Source organism: Streptomyces sp. NPDC096310 (assembly GCF_044763125.1).
In the GTDB taxonomy this organism is placed as follows: domain Bacteria; phylum Actinomycetota; class Actinomycetes; order Streptomycetales; family Streptomycetaceae; genus Streptomyces.
The window spans coordinates 130,487-144,636 of the sequence record NZ_JBIWFO010000003.1; the positions used below are offsets into that span (position 1 = coordinate 130,487).

Genomic DNA, 14,150 nt, shown 5'->3' on the forward strand with positions numbered 1-14,150 from the left:
ACCGGGGCCGTTGACGGGCTCTTCAGGGAGCGGTGGTCGCGGACCAGAAGTCGGAGTGCACGGAGGGGGAGGGGACGTGCTCCCCCTCGAAGGGTGTTCCGTTGGCTTCTGTCCTGGGCGGGGCGACTTCGGACTCGATGAAGCACGGGGTCGCAAGAGAGAAGAAGAACTGGCCTTTGGCGCCCACCACGACACTCATTCGGAAGTCTTCCGGCGTCTGGGCGAAAATGGCTGGGTGCGCTTTTGAAGGGTTCGTCCCGGTGATTTTGTACCCCCGCTTCTTCCACAGTCGTTCCAGTACACCGAGCAGGTTGCCTCGTCGCTCTTCCGACACGATGGTCATCACTGCGGCACGCCGGGTTGCTGCCCCTGTTTCCTTACCGTCGATGGTGTAGTCGCCGCACCCGCTCTTCGTTGGCGCGTAATGTACCCAATCTAGAGTTGGTTGCACCGACGAGATGGTGTCCAACATGATCGCGTCGGCTTTCTCGGCTGCTTCTTGCAAGCTGATCTTGCTTGCCATTTGCCCTTCCTTCTTCTCGCTCCAATTGCTTCCCGGGATGCTGCATCCGGTCACCGCCATCAGCATCAGGATTGTGGCCAGAGAGGAGCGCAGTTTCTTGGTCATCGATGCTCCTGAACCGTGAGACCGTCCTGGCCCGCGACGATCTTTGCGATGTTGTCCGCCGACTCAGGGTCTTTCAGAGGATTGAAGTAGTTAGAGTGGGCCGGTGTCGCCCCCTGCCCGTCGACGAACGGGCGTGCCCCGTCGTCCACCTTGAAGCGCGTCGCGCCGAAGTCCTTGTGCGCCGGGTCCGTGCCGAACCAGATCTGGCTCTCGTCCTCCGATGAGCTGAAGCCGGCGATGCCGCCGACCACGCCGCCCGCCGCAGCACCGATCAGGCCACCGGCAGGGCCTCCCATGCCGAGCCCGAGCACCAGTCCGGCGGAGGCTCCGCCCGCTGTGCCGGCTCCGAGGGCGCTCGATTCGTCCTTGCTGGGCATCATGGTCACCGGGTCGTTGTCCGCGGCGCCGACATATACATGGCCCTTGCCTACGCCGAGGTCCTTGGCTGAGTCTGCGCCCGTGCCGGGGCTGCCGAGGAGCACGATGTCGTCGGCGCCCGGGATGCCGCCGCTCTGCTGTGCTGCCTGCCCCACGGTGAAGGAACCGTAGGAGTGGCCGATGGCAGTGACATGCGGATCGGTATTCTGGTTTGTTGCCGAGATGCCTGCCATGAACTTGTTGTAGGCCTGGGCCCCGGCTCTGGCGTCGCGATCGAACATCACACCGGCGTTGTCGGCCAGTTGCTCGGCCGGGAGTTGCGGCGCGTCGTAGCCGAGCCAGACGATCGCGGCGCTCGACTCGTCGTAGGCGGCCGCGCCGACGGCCGTGTCGCGTGCCCGCTGTACGTCGTTCTTCGCGAAGCTCTCGTCCAGAGCCGTGCCCAGACCAGGAACGTAGGCGGAGACGTTCTTCACTGTGTCCGGGTTCCCGAAGGACACGATTGCCCGGCCGTTTCCCTGGTCGCCGATGCCAAGGAGGTACATGGGGGGTACGCCCGGTTGCGGGTCCGCGCGCAACTGGCCGTCGATCGACTTCAGACCGGCCAGTTGGCTCTGCGCTGCCTCGCTGTTCTGGCCCTCCAGCTTTCCGATCAGCAACTGCAGGTTGTCGCGGTTGGCCATGTCGCGGGTCTCGGCCGGGATTCCGTCCAGGTTGCCGATCACATCCGGGTAGACGGCCCGGTACTCCTCTCGCTGTTCCGGCGTGAGACCGGCCCACCACGCCCTCCGCTCCGCGGGGGATTTGTCCTGCGGGATGTTGTCCTTCAGGTAGTCGTCCGCCACGTCACGGACCGCAGCGGCGTCCGCGGCGGCGTCCGTCCAGGTCTTCGTGTCGACGGCAAGGCCGGGAGCCGCCTTGAGCTTGGCCAAGGTCTCACTGAACCGTCTGTCGGTCTCCCTGGCCTCGTTGACCGCCTTCAGGATGCGGTCGGCGATGTCCTGGGCCTTGGCGTGGTTCGGATTGGGCGGAGCCAGCGGAGGGGCCCCGGAGGAGGGACCGAGCGAGGGGCTGTATGCGCCCGTCGCGCTGCCCCCGGGCAGCCGTGTGCCGTCGATGATGTTCTCGCCGTCGGCCGGGTAGCTCACCGAACCGTCCGGGTGCACGGTGAACTTGAGGTGAGCGGCCTCCTGCAGAGCGCCCTTCAACTGTGTCTGTGACCCGCTCAGTTCGAAGGCGAGGCTGTTCAGTGTCGTACGGATCAAGCCGCACTCGGCATAGAGGTACTCGAAGTTCCGGTCGAGCCGCACCAGTCGGGTGAGCGCCGCGCTCGCGGCCTCGCCCTTCTGTGACTCCGTGAGCCTGTTCGTCATCTCGTTGCTCACCCGGTCACGGGCTGCGTCGGCCCGATTGCTCACCTCGGCCCAGCCGTCGGCCGCGTCCTGGAGCTCCGCGTACTTCAGGTCGCGCAACTGCTGCCACGTCAGCACAGGAGTCACTTCGCCTTTGCGTCGGCCGGCTTGTCGAGTCCCGCGAAGGAGGACTTCACCGTCACTTCGCGCTCCCCCTGGCCTTGAGCCACCAGCCGCAACTTCGGGGCGAGGGAACCGCACTCGTCCTGAACCGACTTCAGTCGCTCTTCCCAGGAGATGAGTACCGATTTCAGGGTGCCCATGGCCGTCAGACCCTCGGTGCCCGTCGCACTTCCCTCATGCGCGGAGGTGAGCCTGCTCTTCGCGGCAGTGATGCTGGTGCGCAACTCCTCGGCGACACCGGCGGCTCTGGTCCACGGGCCGTCGCTGTGGCGCAGGTCCGGCTCCCCACCGGTGTTTCCCGCCGAGGCCGAGGCCAGTGACATCCGTGCGTCCGCCGAGCTGTCGCCGCTGCGGCCCGCCATGTCGAACAGTCGCTGCCACTCGTCCGAGTACGGACTGTTTGTCATGCTTGGGTCTCCCCCCGCGCCGTGCCCCGTGTCCCCGTATCCGGATCAAGGTAGCGGACGGGGTGTGCGGACGCACACGACACCGTGGTGCGGGACGGTGGCTGTTCACGGAGCCGCCGGCAGCCCCGGGAACGCCGCGGACGCCGCCCACGCCGTCAGTTCGCGCTGGGCAGCGGCGCGCACCTCCGGTGTCGTGGGGCCTTCCGCCACCAGGGCGTAGTGGAGGGTGCCCGCGCTGTCCGACGCGGGTGGGGCCGTCAGCAGGAGGCGCTGGGCGCTGGTGGTGCCGGGTTCGGTGGCGGATGCCAGAGCGTGGTCGGCGGTCTGGCCCTGGGCCGTGTAGGCGGGCAGGCCGGTCGCCGTGCCCAGGTCGGAGACGACCGTGGTGGAGGCGGGGGTGAAGCCGTTCGGCAGATGGAGCTGGGTGGGGGCGCGGGTGGCGCCCTCGGAGCGCCAGACCAGGATCCCGTACCGGCCGGTGCCCACCAGGCGGGCGGTGTTGGGCAGGGTGTCGGGGATCCGGTTCCAGGTCAGGGCCGTACCGCCGTCGCGGGAGCGGTCCTCGTACGTGAAGGCGACCGTACGGCCCGCCACCGCGCCCGGGTAGAGCCGATCCAGCAGCCGGGCGTCCTGGCGCAGGACGGCCTGGCCCGAGGCGTCGAGTCCGACGGCGGACATGTCCTCGTCGTTCCACGCGTCGCCCTGGGTGAGGATCTTGCCGGGGTTGCCGTTCATCGCCTCGCGGTGGCGCCCGCTGTAGATGTCCCACTGCCACTGCGTGCCCGAAAGCACCGGCCCCGAACGGGCCGCCCCCGTCCACCAGCTCGCCCCCGGCAGCCGGGAGTCGAGTGCCTGGTACAGCGCCTTGTTCACGGTGGGCGCCTTGTCGGCGGTCATACCGTTCAGCGGGTGGCCGAACTCGCTGACGATCCCGGTGGTGCCCAGCGCCGCCGAGCGGTCCCGGACGGTCGTGAAGTCCTTGGAGTACTGGCCGTCCTCGGCCTTGCCCCACATGAAGACGCCGGAGATGGCCTTCTGGTCGTAGAAGTGCGTGTTGAAGACGTAGCGCGCGCCGACGGTGCCCGCGTCGAGGAGGCCGCCCTCGTGCCGCGCGAAGTCCAGATTGGCGTTCCAGAACATGTTGGGCTCCACGAAGACCGGCTTGTCGCGCCAGCCCGCCGCGTCCATGCGGGAGCGGAACTTCTCGTAGAACGGCCAGAGCACGTCCCGTTCCCAGGCGCGGCTGGTCTGGCCGGCCGCGTACTCGCCCGCGAACGGCTCGTTGTACGGGTCGAAGCCGACGATGCCCGCGAACTCGTCCGCGTCGAGGTTCTGCGCGAGGTACGTCATCGTCTTCTGCGCGGTGTCGAGGAACGCGGTCTGTACGGGGATGCCGAGGACGCGGTTGCTCCAGAAGTCCCGGGTCGCGCTCTTGACCGCCTGGTTCTGGGTGATGTTCTGGCCCCACAGGACACAGACGCCGCAGGACTCGCGCGGGTACCCGCCCGCCTCGATGGCCCACCGGGGCGCGCCGTCGCCCGTGTACCAACTGTCCTTGTCGAAGAGGTACCGGGAGTGCAGATCCTGGTGGAAGTCGGGGAACACCCGCAGTCCGGCGTCGAGGAGGGCTCTGATCTGCTCGGTGGCGCCGCGCAGATAGGCGGTGTCGATCCGGCCCGGCTCGGGTTCGGCATGGGCCCAGGAGAGCAGGAAGCGTACGGCGTTCCCGCCGGTCAGCGAGCGCAGGGCGGCCGCCGATCTACGGGCGTCCGCCACGTCGGCGAAGGGCAGGCCGCCGTTCTCGTCGAGTTTGGTCTCGCCGGAGACGTTGAATCCGCGCAGGACGACCTCGCGGCCGTGGCCGTCGGTGAACCGGGCGCCGTCGACGGAGACCTCGGTGGCCGCCCGGTCGTCGAACCACGGCGTGGCCCGGGTGCTCTCCGCCGCGGCGGTTCCCGGGCCGCCGAGCGCGACCCCGGTCAGCAGCGTCAGTACGGCGCCGAACAGCGCGCATCCGCGGGCCGTACGACGTGTGGTGCGACGTGTGGTGCGACGTGCCGTGCGCGGTCCCGCCCCGGATGCCGTCATGGACACAACAGTGGGGCAGCTACTGACGGGTAGTCAAGGGATCTGTCGCGGCGGCCGCATGGGGCGGGCGACCTCGGACCTGCCCCAGGTGGGCGTTCAACATATGCTGATCCGACCGGCGTTGCTCCTGCAACCATGTCGTACGCCAACGAGGGAGATTGATGAGCCAGCCGCCGTATCCACCCGCTTCCGACGGTTCAGGGGCTCCGCGGGACCGGCCGGCGCAGCCGGGCCAAGCGGGGCAGCCGGGCCAGGGCGGCCAGCCGGGGCCGTACTCGCTTCCCCCTCAGCCGCAGGCACCCCCGCAGGGGGCCCCCGTCGAGGGCAACCCGTACGCGCAGCCGGCCCCGCCCCCGCCCGCCTACGGCGGTTACCAGGGCCAGGGCCATCAGGGCTACCAGGGGGCCCCGCCGCCCTACCTGCCCCAGCCGCCCCAGCCGCCTCACCCCGGGCAGCGCCCCGGTGGCCGCCGCAGGGCCGCCCTGCTGGCCGGCGCCGTGGCGGCCGTCGTACTGCTCGCCGGGGGCGGCGTCTGGCTGGCGACCGGCGGGGACGGTGACGGGAGCGACGGCAAGGATGTCGCCGCGAGCTCCGGTCCGTCCGGCGCGGAGTCGACCGGGGCGACGGAGGAGACCGGCGCCCCTGAAACGTCCGACCCCGAAACCGACCCCGAAACCGACTCGGAAACGTCCCACCCGGAGCCCTCCGACGCCGGGCCCACCGGTACCGGTATGGAGGGGATGTGGCGGTCCTCCTCGGGCAGCGGGGTCCTGGGCGTCCTCAAGGGCGAGGACGTCGAGACCATCCAGAAGGACAGCAAGATCACGATGGTGTACGTCAAGGGCGACCTGGAGTGCAAAGGTCTGCGCACGGTGACGGAGCCGGGCAAGAAGTACCGCTTCGCGCTGATCTGCTCCCGTGACGACGTACCGGTGGAGTCCGAGGACCGCAGCGGCGACTTCACCTTCTTCGACGGCGCGCTCAGCGTGGCGTGGACGTCCGGCGGTACCGGCACCGAGACCTTCGACCGGTACGCGGACGCCCCTTAGCCCCCTTAGCCTCCTTTGCCCCCCCTGGCCTCCCTGGCCCCCCTCGCACAGCGGAACGGGCCGCCCCGGTGTCGATGGGGCGGCCCGTACGCGTACGGAGACCGAGGCCGTGGCGGGAATCGAACCCACGTAACTCGATTTGCAGTCGAGCCCCTGAACCACTCGGGCACACGGCCGTGCGCTGCGCGGTGTCGTGTCCTACCGCTGTCTCCGCTGTCCTCGCTGTTTCCGCTGTCTCCGACCGTACGAGGGCGGACGGCGCGGCTCAAGGCTTTCCGGCGCCGTGCAACGTGACTGCCACACGCCGTTCACGGACGCGCCGCGCGTGGTCCTACGACCAACGGCCCAGCGAAGATCCACCCGGCGACAGGGCCCAACCCGCGAGATGACCCTTACGCTGAACCAATGACCGCACTGGAACCAGGCGACGCCGGCGCCGCCCCCGCCGCCCCCTCCGGCATATCCGGTCCCAGCGCCACACCTCCGCCCGTCCCGGCCACCGTCCCCGCCCCCGTCTCCGGGTGGCGCGGCGGTGTGCTCGGGCCGGAGCACCGGGCGCTCAGCATCGCCATCGTCTCCGTCGTGCTGCTGATCGCCTTCGAGGCGACCGCGGTCGGCACGGCGATGCCGGTCGCCGCGCGTGAGCTGGACGGCGTGTCGCTGTACGCCTTCGCCTTCTCCGCGTACTTCACGACCAGCCTCTTCGCCATGGTGCTCTCCGGACAGTGGTCCGACCGCGACGGGCCGCTCGCGCCGCTCGTCACCGGTGTCAGCGCCTTCGCCGCCGGGCTGCTGCTCTCCGGTGCGGCCGGCTCCATGTGGCTGTTCGTCCTCGGCCGGGCGGTCCAGGGGCTCGGCGGCGGGCTGGTCATCGTCGCCCTGTACGTGGTCATCAGCCGCGCCTACTCGCAGCGGCTGCGGCCCGCGATGATGGCCGCGCTCGCCGCGAGTTGGGTCGTTCCGTCCGTCGTCGGGCCGCTCGCCGCCGGGACCGTCACCGAACACCTCGGCTGGCGCTGGGTCTTCGTCGGCATCCCCGTCCTCGTCGTACCGCCGCTGGTCTTCGCGGTGCCCGCGATCCGGCGGATGGCGTCCGGGCCCGCCGACCCGTCGGGGCCCGCGGCCGGCTTCGACCGGCGCAGGATCCGGTTCGCGCTCGGGATCTCGCTGGGCGCGGCGCTCCTCCAGTACGCGGGCCAGGATCTGCGCCTCCTCTCGCTCCTGCCGGCCGCGGCGGGCGTGGCGTTCCTGGTGCCCGCCGTCCTCGGGCTGCTGCCCGGCGGGACCTGGCGCGCGGCGCGCGGGCTGCCCTCCGTGGTGCTGCTGCGCGGGGTCGCCTCCGGGGCGTTCATCGCGGCGGAGAGCTTCGTACCGCTGATGCTGGTCACGCAGCGCGGTCTGTCGCCGACGATGGCCGGGCTCTCGCTGGCGGTCGGCGGCGCGACCTGGGCGCTCGGCTCGTACGTGCAGTCCCGGCCGCGCATGGAGCCGTACCGGGGCCGGCTCATGGCGGGCGGCATGGTCCTGGTGGCGCTGGCCATCGCGACCGCGCCGAGCGTGCTGATCGAGGCGGTGCCGGTGTGGATCGTGGCGGTCGCCTGGGCCTTCGGCTGCCTGGGCATGGGCGCGGTGATCGCCTCCACCAGTGTGCTGCTGCTCCAGCTCTCGGCGCCGGAGGAGGCGGGCGCGAACTCGGCGGCGCTCCAGATCTCCGACGGGCTGTCGAACGTCCTGCTGCTGGCGGCGGGCGGCGCGGCGTTCGCGGCGCTGGGCGGCGGCGCGGTGGGCGCGGCGGGCCACGCCGCCTCGGGCGCGGCGGCCACCGCGTCGCACCCGACGGCGTTCGCGGCGGTGTTCCTGCCGATGGCGGTGGTGGCGCTGGTGGGGGTGTGGGTGGCTACGCGGGTCCGCGTCGCTGTGCGCTGAGCTGGTGCCGCCGGGTGAGGACCGAAAGCTCGTGGCCGCGTGGTACCACGCGGTACCATACGGGCATGGCTGGTCTGAATCTGAGGTTCACCGACGAAGAGCTGGATGCACTGCGCGAGCGCGCGGAGGCGGAGGGCCGCAGCATGCAGTCGTTCGCCCACGAGGCGGTCATCACCGCCATAAACGAGCGTTCGCGCCTTTTCAACGAGGCGGCGGACCACGTGCTGGCGGCGAGTGAGGAGCTCAACCGGAGGCTCGCCTGATGCAGTACCTGACCCTTCCCGAGTTGCTCGCACTCGCCAAGCGTCTGGGTGCTGACGAGGTGCGTGACTACGGGCTGCTCGACTCGGCGCTGGGGCGCCCGCAGGCGAGTGTGTTCGGCCAGGACGCGTATCCGGACGTGTGGCAGAAGGCTGCGGCTCTGATGGAGTCCCTGGCGCGAAATCATGCACTCGTGGACGGCAACAAGCGCATCGCATGGTACGCCACCTGGGTTTTCCTGCATTTGAACGGGCATCCGCTGAATCCTGATTTCGACGTGGACGAGGCTGAACGGTTTGTGTTGAGCGTGTGCCAGGGCGATCTGGAGATGCCGAAGATCGCGGAGGTGCTGTCGCGTTTCGCGCGGTGACGGATCCGCGGATGTGGCGCCCGTCGCACCTGCCCGTCCACGGCCTCGTTCGTACGAGGACCGGGGCACCCCGCCGGTAGGGTGGCCCGGTTGTCGTACGTACGCGTACCTTCGTGCGCGCTCGTACCCCGTGCCCCCGCCACCGAGCGTCCGAACCGGAGACCGTGACTACTACCGCCTCCTCCCACCACCTCTCGCCCGCCTTCCCCGGCCGCGCGCCCTGGGGCACCGCCAACAAGCTGCGTGCCTGGCAGGAAGGTGCCCTCGGCCGATATCTAGAGGAGCAGCCCCGTGACTTCCTCGCCGTCGCGACCCCCGGCGCCGGCAAGACGACCTTCGCGCTGACGCTCGCCTCCTGGCTGCTGCACCACCATGTCGTGCAGCAGGTCACCGTCGTCGCGCCCACCGAGCACCTGAAGAAGCAGTGGGCCGAGGCCGCCGCGCGTGTGGGGATCAAGCTCGATCCCGAGTACAGCGCGGGACCGGTGAGCAAGGAGTACGACGGCGTCGCCATCACGTACGCGGGTGTCGGGGTCCGGCCGATGCTGCACCGCAACCGGTGCGAGCAGCGCAAGACCCTCGTCATCCTCGACGAGATCCACCACGCGGGCGACTCCAAGTCCTGGGGCGAGGCGTGCCTGGAGGCGTTCGAGCCCGCGACCCGGCGTCTCGCGCTGACCGGTACGCCGTTCAGGTCCGACACCAACCCGATCCCCTTCGTCGCGTACGAGGAGGGCAACGACGGCATCCGCCGCTCCGCCGCCGACTACACGTACGGATACGGGAACGCCCTCGGCGACGGCGTCGTCCGGCCGGTGATATTCCTCAGCTACAGCGGCAACATGCGCTGGCGCACCAAGGCCGGCGACGAGGTCGCCGCCCGCCTCGGCGAGCCCATGACCAAGGACGCGATCTCACAGGCGTGGCGCACCGCGCTCGACCCGCGCGGCGACTGGATGCCCAGCGTCCTGCGCGCCGCCGACCAGCGCCTCACCGAGGTGCGCAAGGGCATCCCGGACGCCGGCGGGCTGGTGATCGCGAGCGACCAGGACGCGGCCCGCGCCTACGCCAAGCTCATCCGGGAGATCACCGGGACGAAGGCGACGCTCGTCCTCTCCGACGACGTCGGCGCCTCGAAACGGATCGACGAGTTCTCGGCGAGCCAGGAGCGGTGGATGGTCGCCGTCCGGATGGTGTCGGAGGGCGTCGACGTGCCGCGCCTCGCCGTCGGCGTGTACGCGACGACCATCTCGACCCCGCTGTTCTTCGCGCAGGCCGTGGGCCGTTTCGTACGGTCGCGGCGGCGCGGCGAGACCGCCTCCGTCTTCCTGCCCACCATCCCCACCCTCCTCGGCATCGCCAACGAGATGGAGGTCGAGCGCGACCACGTCCTCGACAAGCCGAAGAAGGAGGGGGAGGAGGACCCCTACGCCGAGTCCGAGAAGGAGATGGCGGAGGCCGAGCGCGAGCAGGACGAAGAAGGCGCTGACTCCGGCGACATGCTGCCCTGGGAGGCGCTGGAGTCCGACGCCGTCTTCGACCGGGTGCTGTACGACGGCGCCGAGTTCGGCATGCAGGCGCACCCCGGCAGCGAGGAGGAGCAGGACTACCTCGGCATCCCGGGCCTCCTCGAACCCGACCAGGTGCAGTTGCTGCTCCAGAAGCGCCAGGCCCGGCAGATCGCGCACAGCCGCAAGAAGCCGGACACCGAGGCCGATCTGCTGGAGCTGCCGGCCGAACGGCGCCCCGTCGTCTCCCACAAGGAGCTGCTGGAGCTGCGCAAGAAGCTCAACACCATGGTCGGCGCGTACGTCCACCAGAGCGGCAAGCCGCACGGCGTGATCCACACGGAGCTGCGCCGGGTGTGCGGCGGGCCGCCGAGCGCGGAGGCCACGGCGGGGCAGCTCAGGGAGCGCATCTCGAAGGTGGGGGAGTGGGCCACCCGGATGCGCTGAACAGCGTGTGAAGGGCGGTGGAAGCGGCCCGCGTGGGGGCCGTGTGAAGTGTGGACGTCGTAGAGGTATGAGCAAGGCGCCGTGACAGTTGTAACGGTTGATGCACAGCGTGGCCGCCGCCCGGAGCCCGGGCGGCGGCCACGACTGCTGTCCGGGGCCCCCGGCCGTCACCGTACGCCTCACATGGGAACACATGACGTCACCGTTCAGCCGGACATTTACCGTTAACGCGGATTGACTCCCCTCTCATGCCCGGATTCTGGACGAGGGCTTCCGCTGAGCGGTACCGATGGTTACTGTCCCCGCAATGTGAACGCTCCGTGGCAACTCCGCCGCGTAGCGCAGCCGGTGGTGCCATGGCCCGCCGGTGGCCTCTCCACGCGGCGCCGGAACGGGATCCGGCGCGGCAGAAGCTCAGGGCAGGGAGAGCGCCGTCGTCACTCACCACTCACCACTCACTCCGAACTCGCTCCGAACTCATACCGAAGGAGAGGGCGTCGTGACCGCGGAGACCTCCCAGACGCTCGACCGGGGACTGCGCGTCCTCAAACTTCTCGCCGACACCGACCACGGGCTGACCGTCACCGAGCTGTCCACCAGGCTCGGGGTCAACCGGACCGTTGTCTACCGGTTGCTCGCCACCCTCGAACAGCACACGCTCGTACGCCGTGACCTCGGCGGCCGGGCCAGGGTGGGCCTCGGGGTGCTGCGCCTGGGCAGGCAGGTGCATCCGCTGGTACGGGAGGCCGCGCTGCCCGCGCTGCGGGCGCTCGCCGAGGACATCGGCGCGACCGCGCACCTGACGCTCGTCGACGGGGCGGAGGCGCTGGCGGTCGCCGTCGTGGAGCCGACCTGGACCGATTACCACGTCGCCTACCGGGCCGGATTCCGCCATCCACTGGACCGGGGCGCGGCCGGCAAGGCGATCCTCGCCGCCCGGGGGGCCGCCCTCACCGAGCCGCGCTGCACCCTCACCAGCGGCGAGCTGGAGGCTGGCGCGAGCGGGGCGGCGGCGGCGCTCGTCGGGGTGACCGGGATCGAGGGGAGCGTGGGGGTGGTGATGCTCGCGGACGCCGTACCGGAACGGGTCGGTCCGCGCGTGGTCGACGCCGCCCGCGAGGTGGCGGACGCCCTGCGCTGACGGAAGCCCCGCGCTCGGGGAGGAGACGGGCGGGGGTGCTCCGCGCTGGCGGAAGGGCGAGGGCGCGCGGCAGATACATTGACATGGTGTTCTCTCGCCTCCCGAAGTTCCCTCGTCTCTCTCGTCTCTCTCGCCTCTCGCGTCCCGGCGTCCTCATCGTGTGCGCCGTCCCGGTCGTCGCGCTCTTCGTCGTCGTCGGCGTCGCGCCCCTGCCGTATGCCGTGGCGCAGCCCGGGATGACCGCGGACGTCCTCGGCACGAACAAGGACCGGCCGGTCATCACCATCAGCGGCGCGCCCACCCGGAAGACCGAGGGGCAGTTGCGGATGACGACGATCGAGGCGACGGGGCCTTCCACCGACGTCGACTTCGGCGATGTGGCCGAGGGCTGGTTCCGCGCGGACCGGGCCGTGCTGCCGCGCGAGGCGGTCTACCCCTCGGGCAAGTCCGACCAGCAGGTCCGGAAGCACAACACCCAGGACATGATCGAGTCGCAGAACTCCGCGACGACGGCCGCGCTCGGTCTGCTCGGCGAGGACCCGGCGAGGATCGACGTCAGCCTCCACCTCGCCGATGTCGGCGGCCCCAGCGCCGGGCTGCTCTTCGCGCTCGGCATCGTCGACAAGCTCGACGGCGATGGCGCGGGCGGCGATCTGACCGGTGGCCGCACCATCGCCGGTACGGGGACGATCACCGACGGCGGGGAGGTCGGCCCGGTCGGCGGGGTGGCGCTGAAGACCCAGGCGGCGGGGCGCGACGGGGCGACCGTCTTCCTCGTGCCGAAGGCGGAGTGCGCGGACGCTCAGGCCGAGCTGCCGAAGGGGATGCTGCTGGTGCCGGTCTCGACGCTGAAGGGCGCGGTGTCGTCGCTCACGGCGCTGGAGCGGGGGCGGAAGGACCAGGTCCCGAGCTGCTGACATTCCCCGCGTCCCGGGACGTCTCCGGAGCGGCCTTCTCCGCGGTACGTTCCATGGACCGCCAGGCCGGGAAGACCAGCGGACTGAGCGTCGCCAGCAGATAGACCCCGCCGACGGCCAGCAGTGCGTGGCCCGGACCGGCCCGCTCGACCAGCAGGCCCGCGGCCAGTCCGCCGAGCGGCATCGTCAGTTCGACCCCCGCCGTGGTCACACTGGACACCCGGCTGCGCAGCGCGTCCGGCACCCGCTCGTAGATCACGGTGGTGAGGATCGGGTTGAGCACGCCCGCCGCGAAACCGCCCGCGGCCATCGTCACGGCCAGCGGCAGGGTCCCGTCCGTCAGCGCCGCCACCACGAACCGGGGTGCCCCGCAGAGCAGGAAGGCGCCCGCGAACACGGCCCGGCGCGGGAAGCGTTCCCCGTACGCCCCGTACAGCAGGGCGCCCAGCAGCGCGGAGCCGCCGAACACGGCGGTGAGCAGGCCGAGATCGGCCGGGCCGCCCAGTTCGTCACGGGCGTGGACCGGCAGCAGGACCGAACTCCAGCCCTGGTCCAGGCCGTTGGTGATCATCACCATCAGCGTGATGCCCAGCAGCAGCCGGGCACGCACCAGGAAGGCGTACCCCTCGCGCAGTTCGGTGCGGTACGTGGTGAGTGAGACCGGGGCGAGGCGCTGCGGCTCCGCCGGGGCGACGCCCCGCAGCCCGGTGGCGATCAGCGCCGCCGACCCCGCGAAGGTCACGGCGTCCAGCAACAGGACCGCCTCCGCGCCCACCACGGCGATCAGTACGCCGGCCAGCGCGGCGCCGATCATCCGCGCGCCGCGCGAGACCGCGTCGTACAGGCTCGCGGCGCGCGGCAGGGTCGTCCCGGCGCGCTCGGCGAGGTCCGGCAGCAGGACGTAACGGGCGGTGAGCCCCGGGGTGTGCACGAGGCCGCTGACGGCCATCAGCGCGCACAGCATCCAGAACTCCAGCACGCCCGCGTAGTGCAGCAGCGGGATCGCGGCGACGGCGAGGCCGCAGACCAGGTCGGAGACGACGGAGACCCGGCGCCGCCCGAGCCGGTCGATGACCGGGCCGCCGACGATCGCGGAGACGACGACCGGCAGTGTCGCGCAGAAGGCGACGATCCCGGCGTCGGCGGCGCTCCCGGTCGTCTGGAGGACGAACCACGGCACTCCGATCAGGGTCAGCGAACTCCCGGCTATGGAGACGGTGTTGGCGGCGAGGGTGGCGAAGAAGGGCCAGCGTTCCGGGGCGCCTGAATCCGTGGGCCCGCTCATGCGAGGTGCGTTCTCGTGCGTGCCACAGGACGGTTGACGAGACGCAGCCCCAACTCGACCAGGGACCAGCCCAGTCGGGTACGGAGGTCCGTACGGGCCCGGCGGGGGCGGGTGGTCCCCCGGGACGCGGCCGCCTCCCGGCGCAGTTCGGCGGCGCGCAGGGTGTGGAGTGTGAGATGGATGTCGGCGTGCATGATGGATCCCCCTGAG

At 70.8% G+C, this 14,150-nt stretch carries 13 protein-coding genes and 1 tRNA gene; 7 read left to right on the forward strand and 7 right to left on the reverse strand.

The window, feature by feature from the left end:
* Nucleotides 1–22 precede the first annotated feature (22 nt).
* From ACIQ7D_RS08855 to ACIQ7D_RS08870, 4 genes are all read right to left on the reverse strand, one after another.
* A complete protein-coding gene (locus ACIQ7D_RS08855; RefSeq protein ID WP_403935314.1) occupies nt 23–628 on the reverse strand; it encodes a hypothetical protein in 606 nt (201 codons plus the stop codon).
* Nucleotides 625–2,505: an alpha/beta hydrolase gene (locus tag ACIQ7D_RS08860; RefSeq protein WP_403935316.1), complete on the reverse strand. Its 1,881-nt coding sequence runs from the start codon at nt 2,503–2,505 to the stop codon at nt 625–627. Before ACIQ7D_RS08860 ends, ACIQ7D_RS08855 begins: the two co-directional genes overlap by 4 nt.
* Nucleotides 2,502–2,948, reverse strand: coding sequence for a hypothetical protein (locus ACIQ7D_RS08865; RefSeq protein ID WP_403935318.1), 447 nt, complete (start codon nt 2,946–2,948; stop codon nt 2,502–2,504). The genes ACIQ7D_RS08860 and ACIQ7D_RS08865 overlap by 4 nt, the downstream gene beginning before the upstream one ends.
* Nucleotides 2,949–3,053: 105 nt before the next feature.
* Nucleotides 3,054–5,036: a cellulase family glycosylhydrolase gene (locus ACIQ7D_RS08870; protein WP_403935320.1), complete on the reverse strand. Its 1,983-nt coding sequence runs from the start codon at nt 5,034–5,036 to the stop codon at nt 3,054–3,056.
* 161 nt (nt 5,037–5,197) lie between these two features.
* Here ACIQ7D_RS08870 and ACIQ7D_RS08875 point away from each other — a divergent pair, with 161 nt between their 5' ends.
* On the forward strand, nt 5,198–6,085 hold the full coding sequence (locus ACIQ7D_RS08875) for a hypothetical protein (protein WP_403935321.1): 888 nt from the start codon (nt 5,198–5,200) through the stop codon (nt 6,083–6,085).
* A 104-nt stretch (nt 6,086–6,189) separates the two neighbouring features.
* Here the strand turns inward: ACIQ7D_RS08875 and ACIQ7D_RS08880 are convergent.
* Nucleotides 6,190–6,261 (reverse strand) — tRNA-Cys (locus ACIQ7D_RS08880).
* A gap of 229 nt (nt 6,262–6,490) precedes the next feature.
* Between ACIQ7D_RS08880 and ACIQ7D_RS08885 the strand changes: the two genes are divergently transcribed.
* The 6 genes from ACIQ7D_RS08885 to ACIQ7D_RS08910 all read left to right on the forward strand — a co-directional run bounded on the left by ACIQ7D_RS08885 (nt 6,491) and on the right by ACIQ7D_RS08910 (nt 12,655).
* Nucleotides 6,491–8,011, forward strand: a complete 1,521-nt coding sequence (locus tag ACIQ7D_RS08885; RefSeq protein WP_403935323.1) for an MFS transporter — start codon at nt 6,491–6,493, stop codon at nt 8,009–8,011.
* Between the two features lie 65 nt (nt 8,012–8,076).
* Nucleotides 8,077–8,274 carry an Arc family DNA-binding protein gene (locus tag ACIQ7D_RS08890; protein ID WP_403935325.1) on the forward strand — a complete coding sequence of 66 codons (198 nt, stop codon included), beginning with the start codon at nt 8,077–8,079 and terminating at the stop codon, nt 8,272–8,274.
* Nucleotides 8,274–8,642 carry a type II toxin-antitoxin system death-on-curing family toxin gene (locus ACIQ7D_RS08895; RefSeq protein WP_403935327.1) on the forward strand — a complete coding sequence of 123 codons (369 nt, stop codon included), beginning with the start codon at nt 8,274–8,276 and terminating at the stop codon, nt 8,640–8,642. The genes ACIQ7D_RS08890 and ACIQ7D_RS08895 overlap by 1 nt, the downstream gene beginning before the upstream one ends.
* A gap of 164 nt (nt 8,643–8,806) precedes the next feature.
* Nucleotides 8,807–10,597 (forward strand): DEAD/DEAH box helicase, encoded by a 1,791-nt coding sequence (locus ACIQ7D_RS08900; RefSeq protein WP_403935329.1) that lies wholly within the window; start codon nt 8,807–8,809, stop codon nt 10,595–10,597.
* Between the two features lie 499 nt (nt 10,598–11,096).
* Nucleotides 11,097–11,738 carry a helix-turn-helix domain-containing protein gene (locus ACIQ7D_RS08905; protein ID WP_403935331.1) on the forward strand — a complete coding sequence of 214 codons (642 nt, stop codon included), beginning with the start codon at nt 11,097–11,099 and terminating at the stop codon, nt 11,736–11,738.
* Nucleotides 11,739–11,821: 83 nt separating this feature from the next.
* Entirely contained in the window at nt 11,822–12,655 is an 834-nt protein-coding gene (locus ACIQ7D_RS08910) for a S16 family serine protease (RefSeq protein WP_403935333.1), read from the forward strand.
* Here the strand turns inward: ACIQ7D_RS08910 and ACIQ7D_RS08915 are convergent.
* Together ACIQ7D_RS08915 and ACIQ7D_RS08920 are read right to left on the reverse strand one after the other, a co-directional pair.
* On the reverse strand, nt 12,609–13,940 hold the full coding sequence (locus ACIQ7D_RS08915) for an MFS transporter (RefSeq protein WP_403935335.1): 1,332 nt from the start codon (nt 13,938–13,940) through the stop codon (nt 12,609–12,611). The genes ACIQ7D_RS08910 and ACIQ7D_RS08915 overlap by 47 nt on opposite strands.
* The gene (locus ACIQ7D_RS08920) at nt 13,937–14,134 is read right to left on the reverse strand and encodes a hypothetical protein (protein WP_403935337.1); all 198 of its coding nucleotides are present in this window, start codon (nt 14,132–14,134) and stop codon (nt 13,937–13,939) included. The genes ACIQ7D_RS08915 and ACIQ7D_RS08920 overlap by 4 nt, the downstream gene beginning before the upstream one ends.
* Between the last annotated feature and the right edge of the window lie 16 nt (nt 14,135–14,150).

Coding starts and splice junctions, on each gene's coding strand:
- ACIQ7D_RS08855 (WP_403935314.1), bottom strand. CDS start 628: ATGACCAAGAAACTGCGCTCCTCTCTGGCCACAATCCTGATGCTGATG.
- ACIQ7D_RS08865 (WP_403935318.1), bottom strand. CDS start 2,948: ATGACAAACAGTCCGTACTCGGACGAGTGGCAGCGACTGTTCGACATG.
- ACIQ7D_RS08870 (WP_403935320.1), bottom strand. CDS start 5,036: ATGACGGCATCCGGGGCGGGACCGCGCACGGCACGTCGCACCACACGT.
- ACIQ7D_RS08875 (WP_403935321.1), top strand. CDS start 5,198: ATGAGCCAGCCGCCGTATCCACCCGCTTCCGACGGTTCAGGGGCTCCG.
- ACIQ7D_RS08885 (WP_403935323.1), top strand. CDS start 6,491: ATGACCGCACTGGAACCAGGCGACGCCGGCGCCGCCCCCGCCGCCCCC.
- ACIQ7D_RS08890 (WP_403935325.1), top strand. CDS start 8,077: ATGGCTGGTCTGAATCTGAGGTTCACCGACGAAGAGCTGGATGCACTG.
- ACIQ7D_RS08895 (WP_403935327.1), top strand. CDS start 8,274: ATGCAGTACCTGACCCTTCCCGAGTTGCTCGCACTCGCCAAGCGTCTG.
- ACIQ7D_RS08910 (WP_403935333.1), top strand. CDS start 11,822: ATGGTGTTCTCTCGCCTCCCGAAGTTCCCTCGTCTCTCTCGTCTCTCT.
- ACIQ7D_RS08915 (WP_403935335.1), bottom strand. CDS start 13,940: ATGAGCGGGCCCACGGATTCAGGCGCCCCGGAACGCTGGCCCTTCTTC.
- ACIQ7D_RS08920 (WP_403935337.1), bottom strand. CDS start 14,134: ATGCACGCCGACATCCATCTCACACTCCACACCCTGCGCGCCGCCGAA.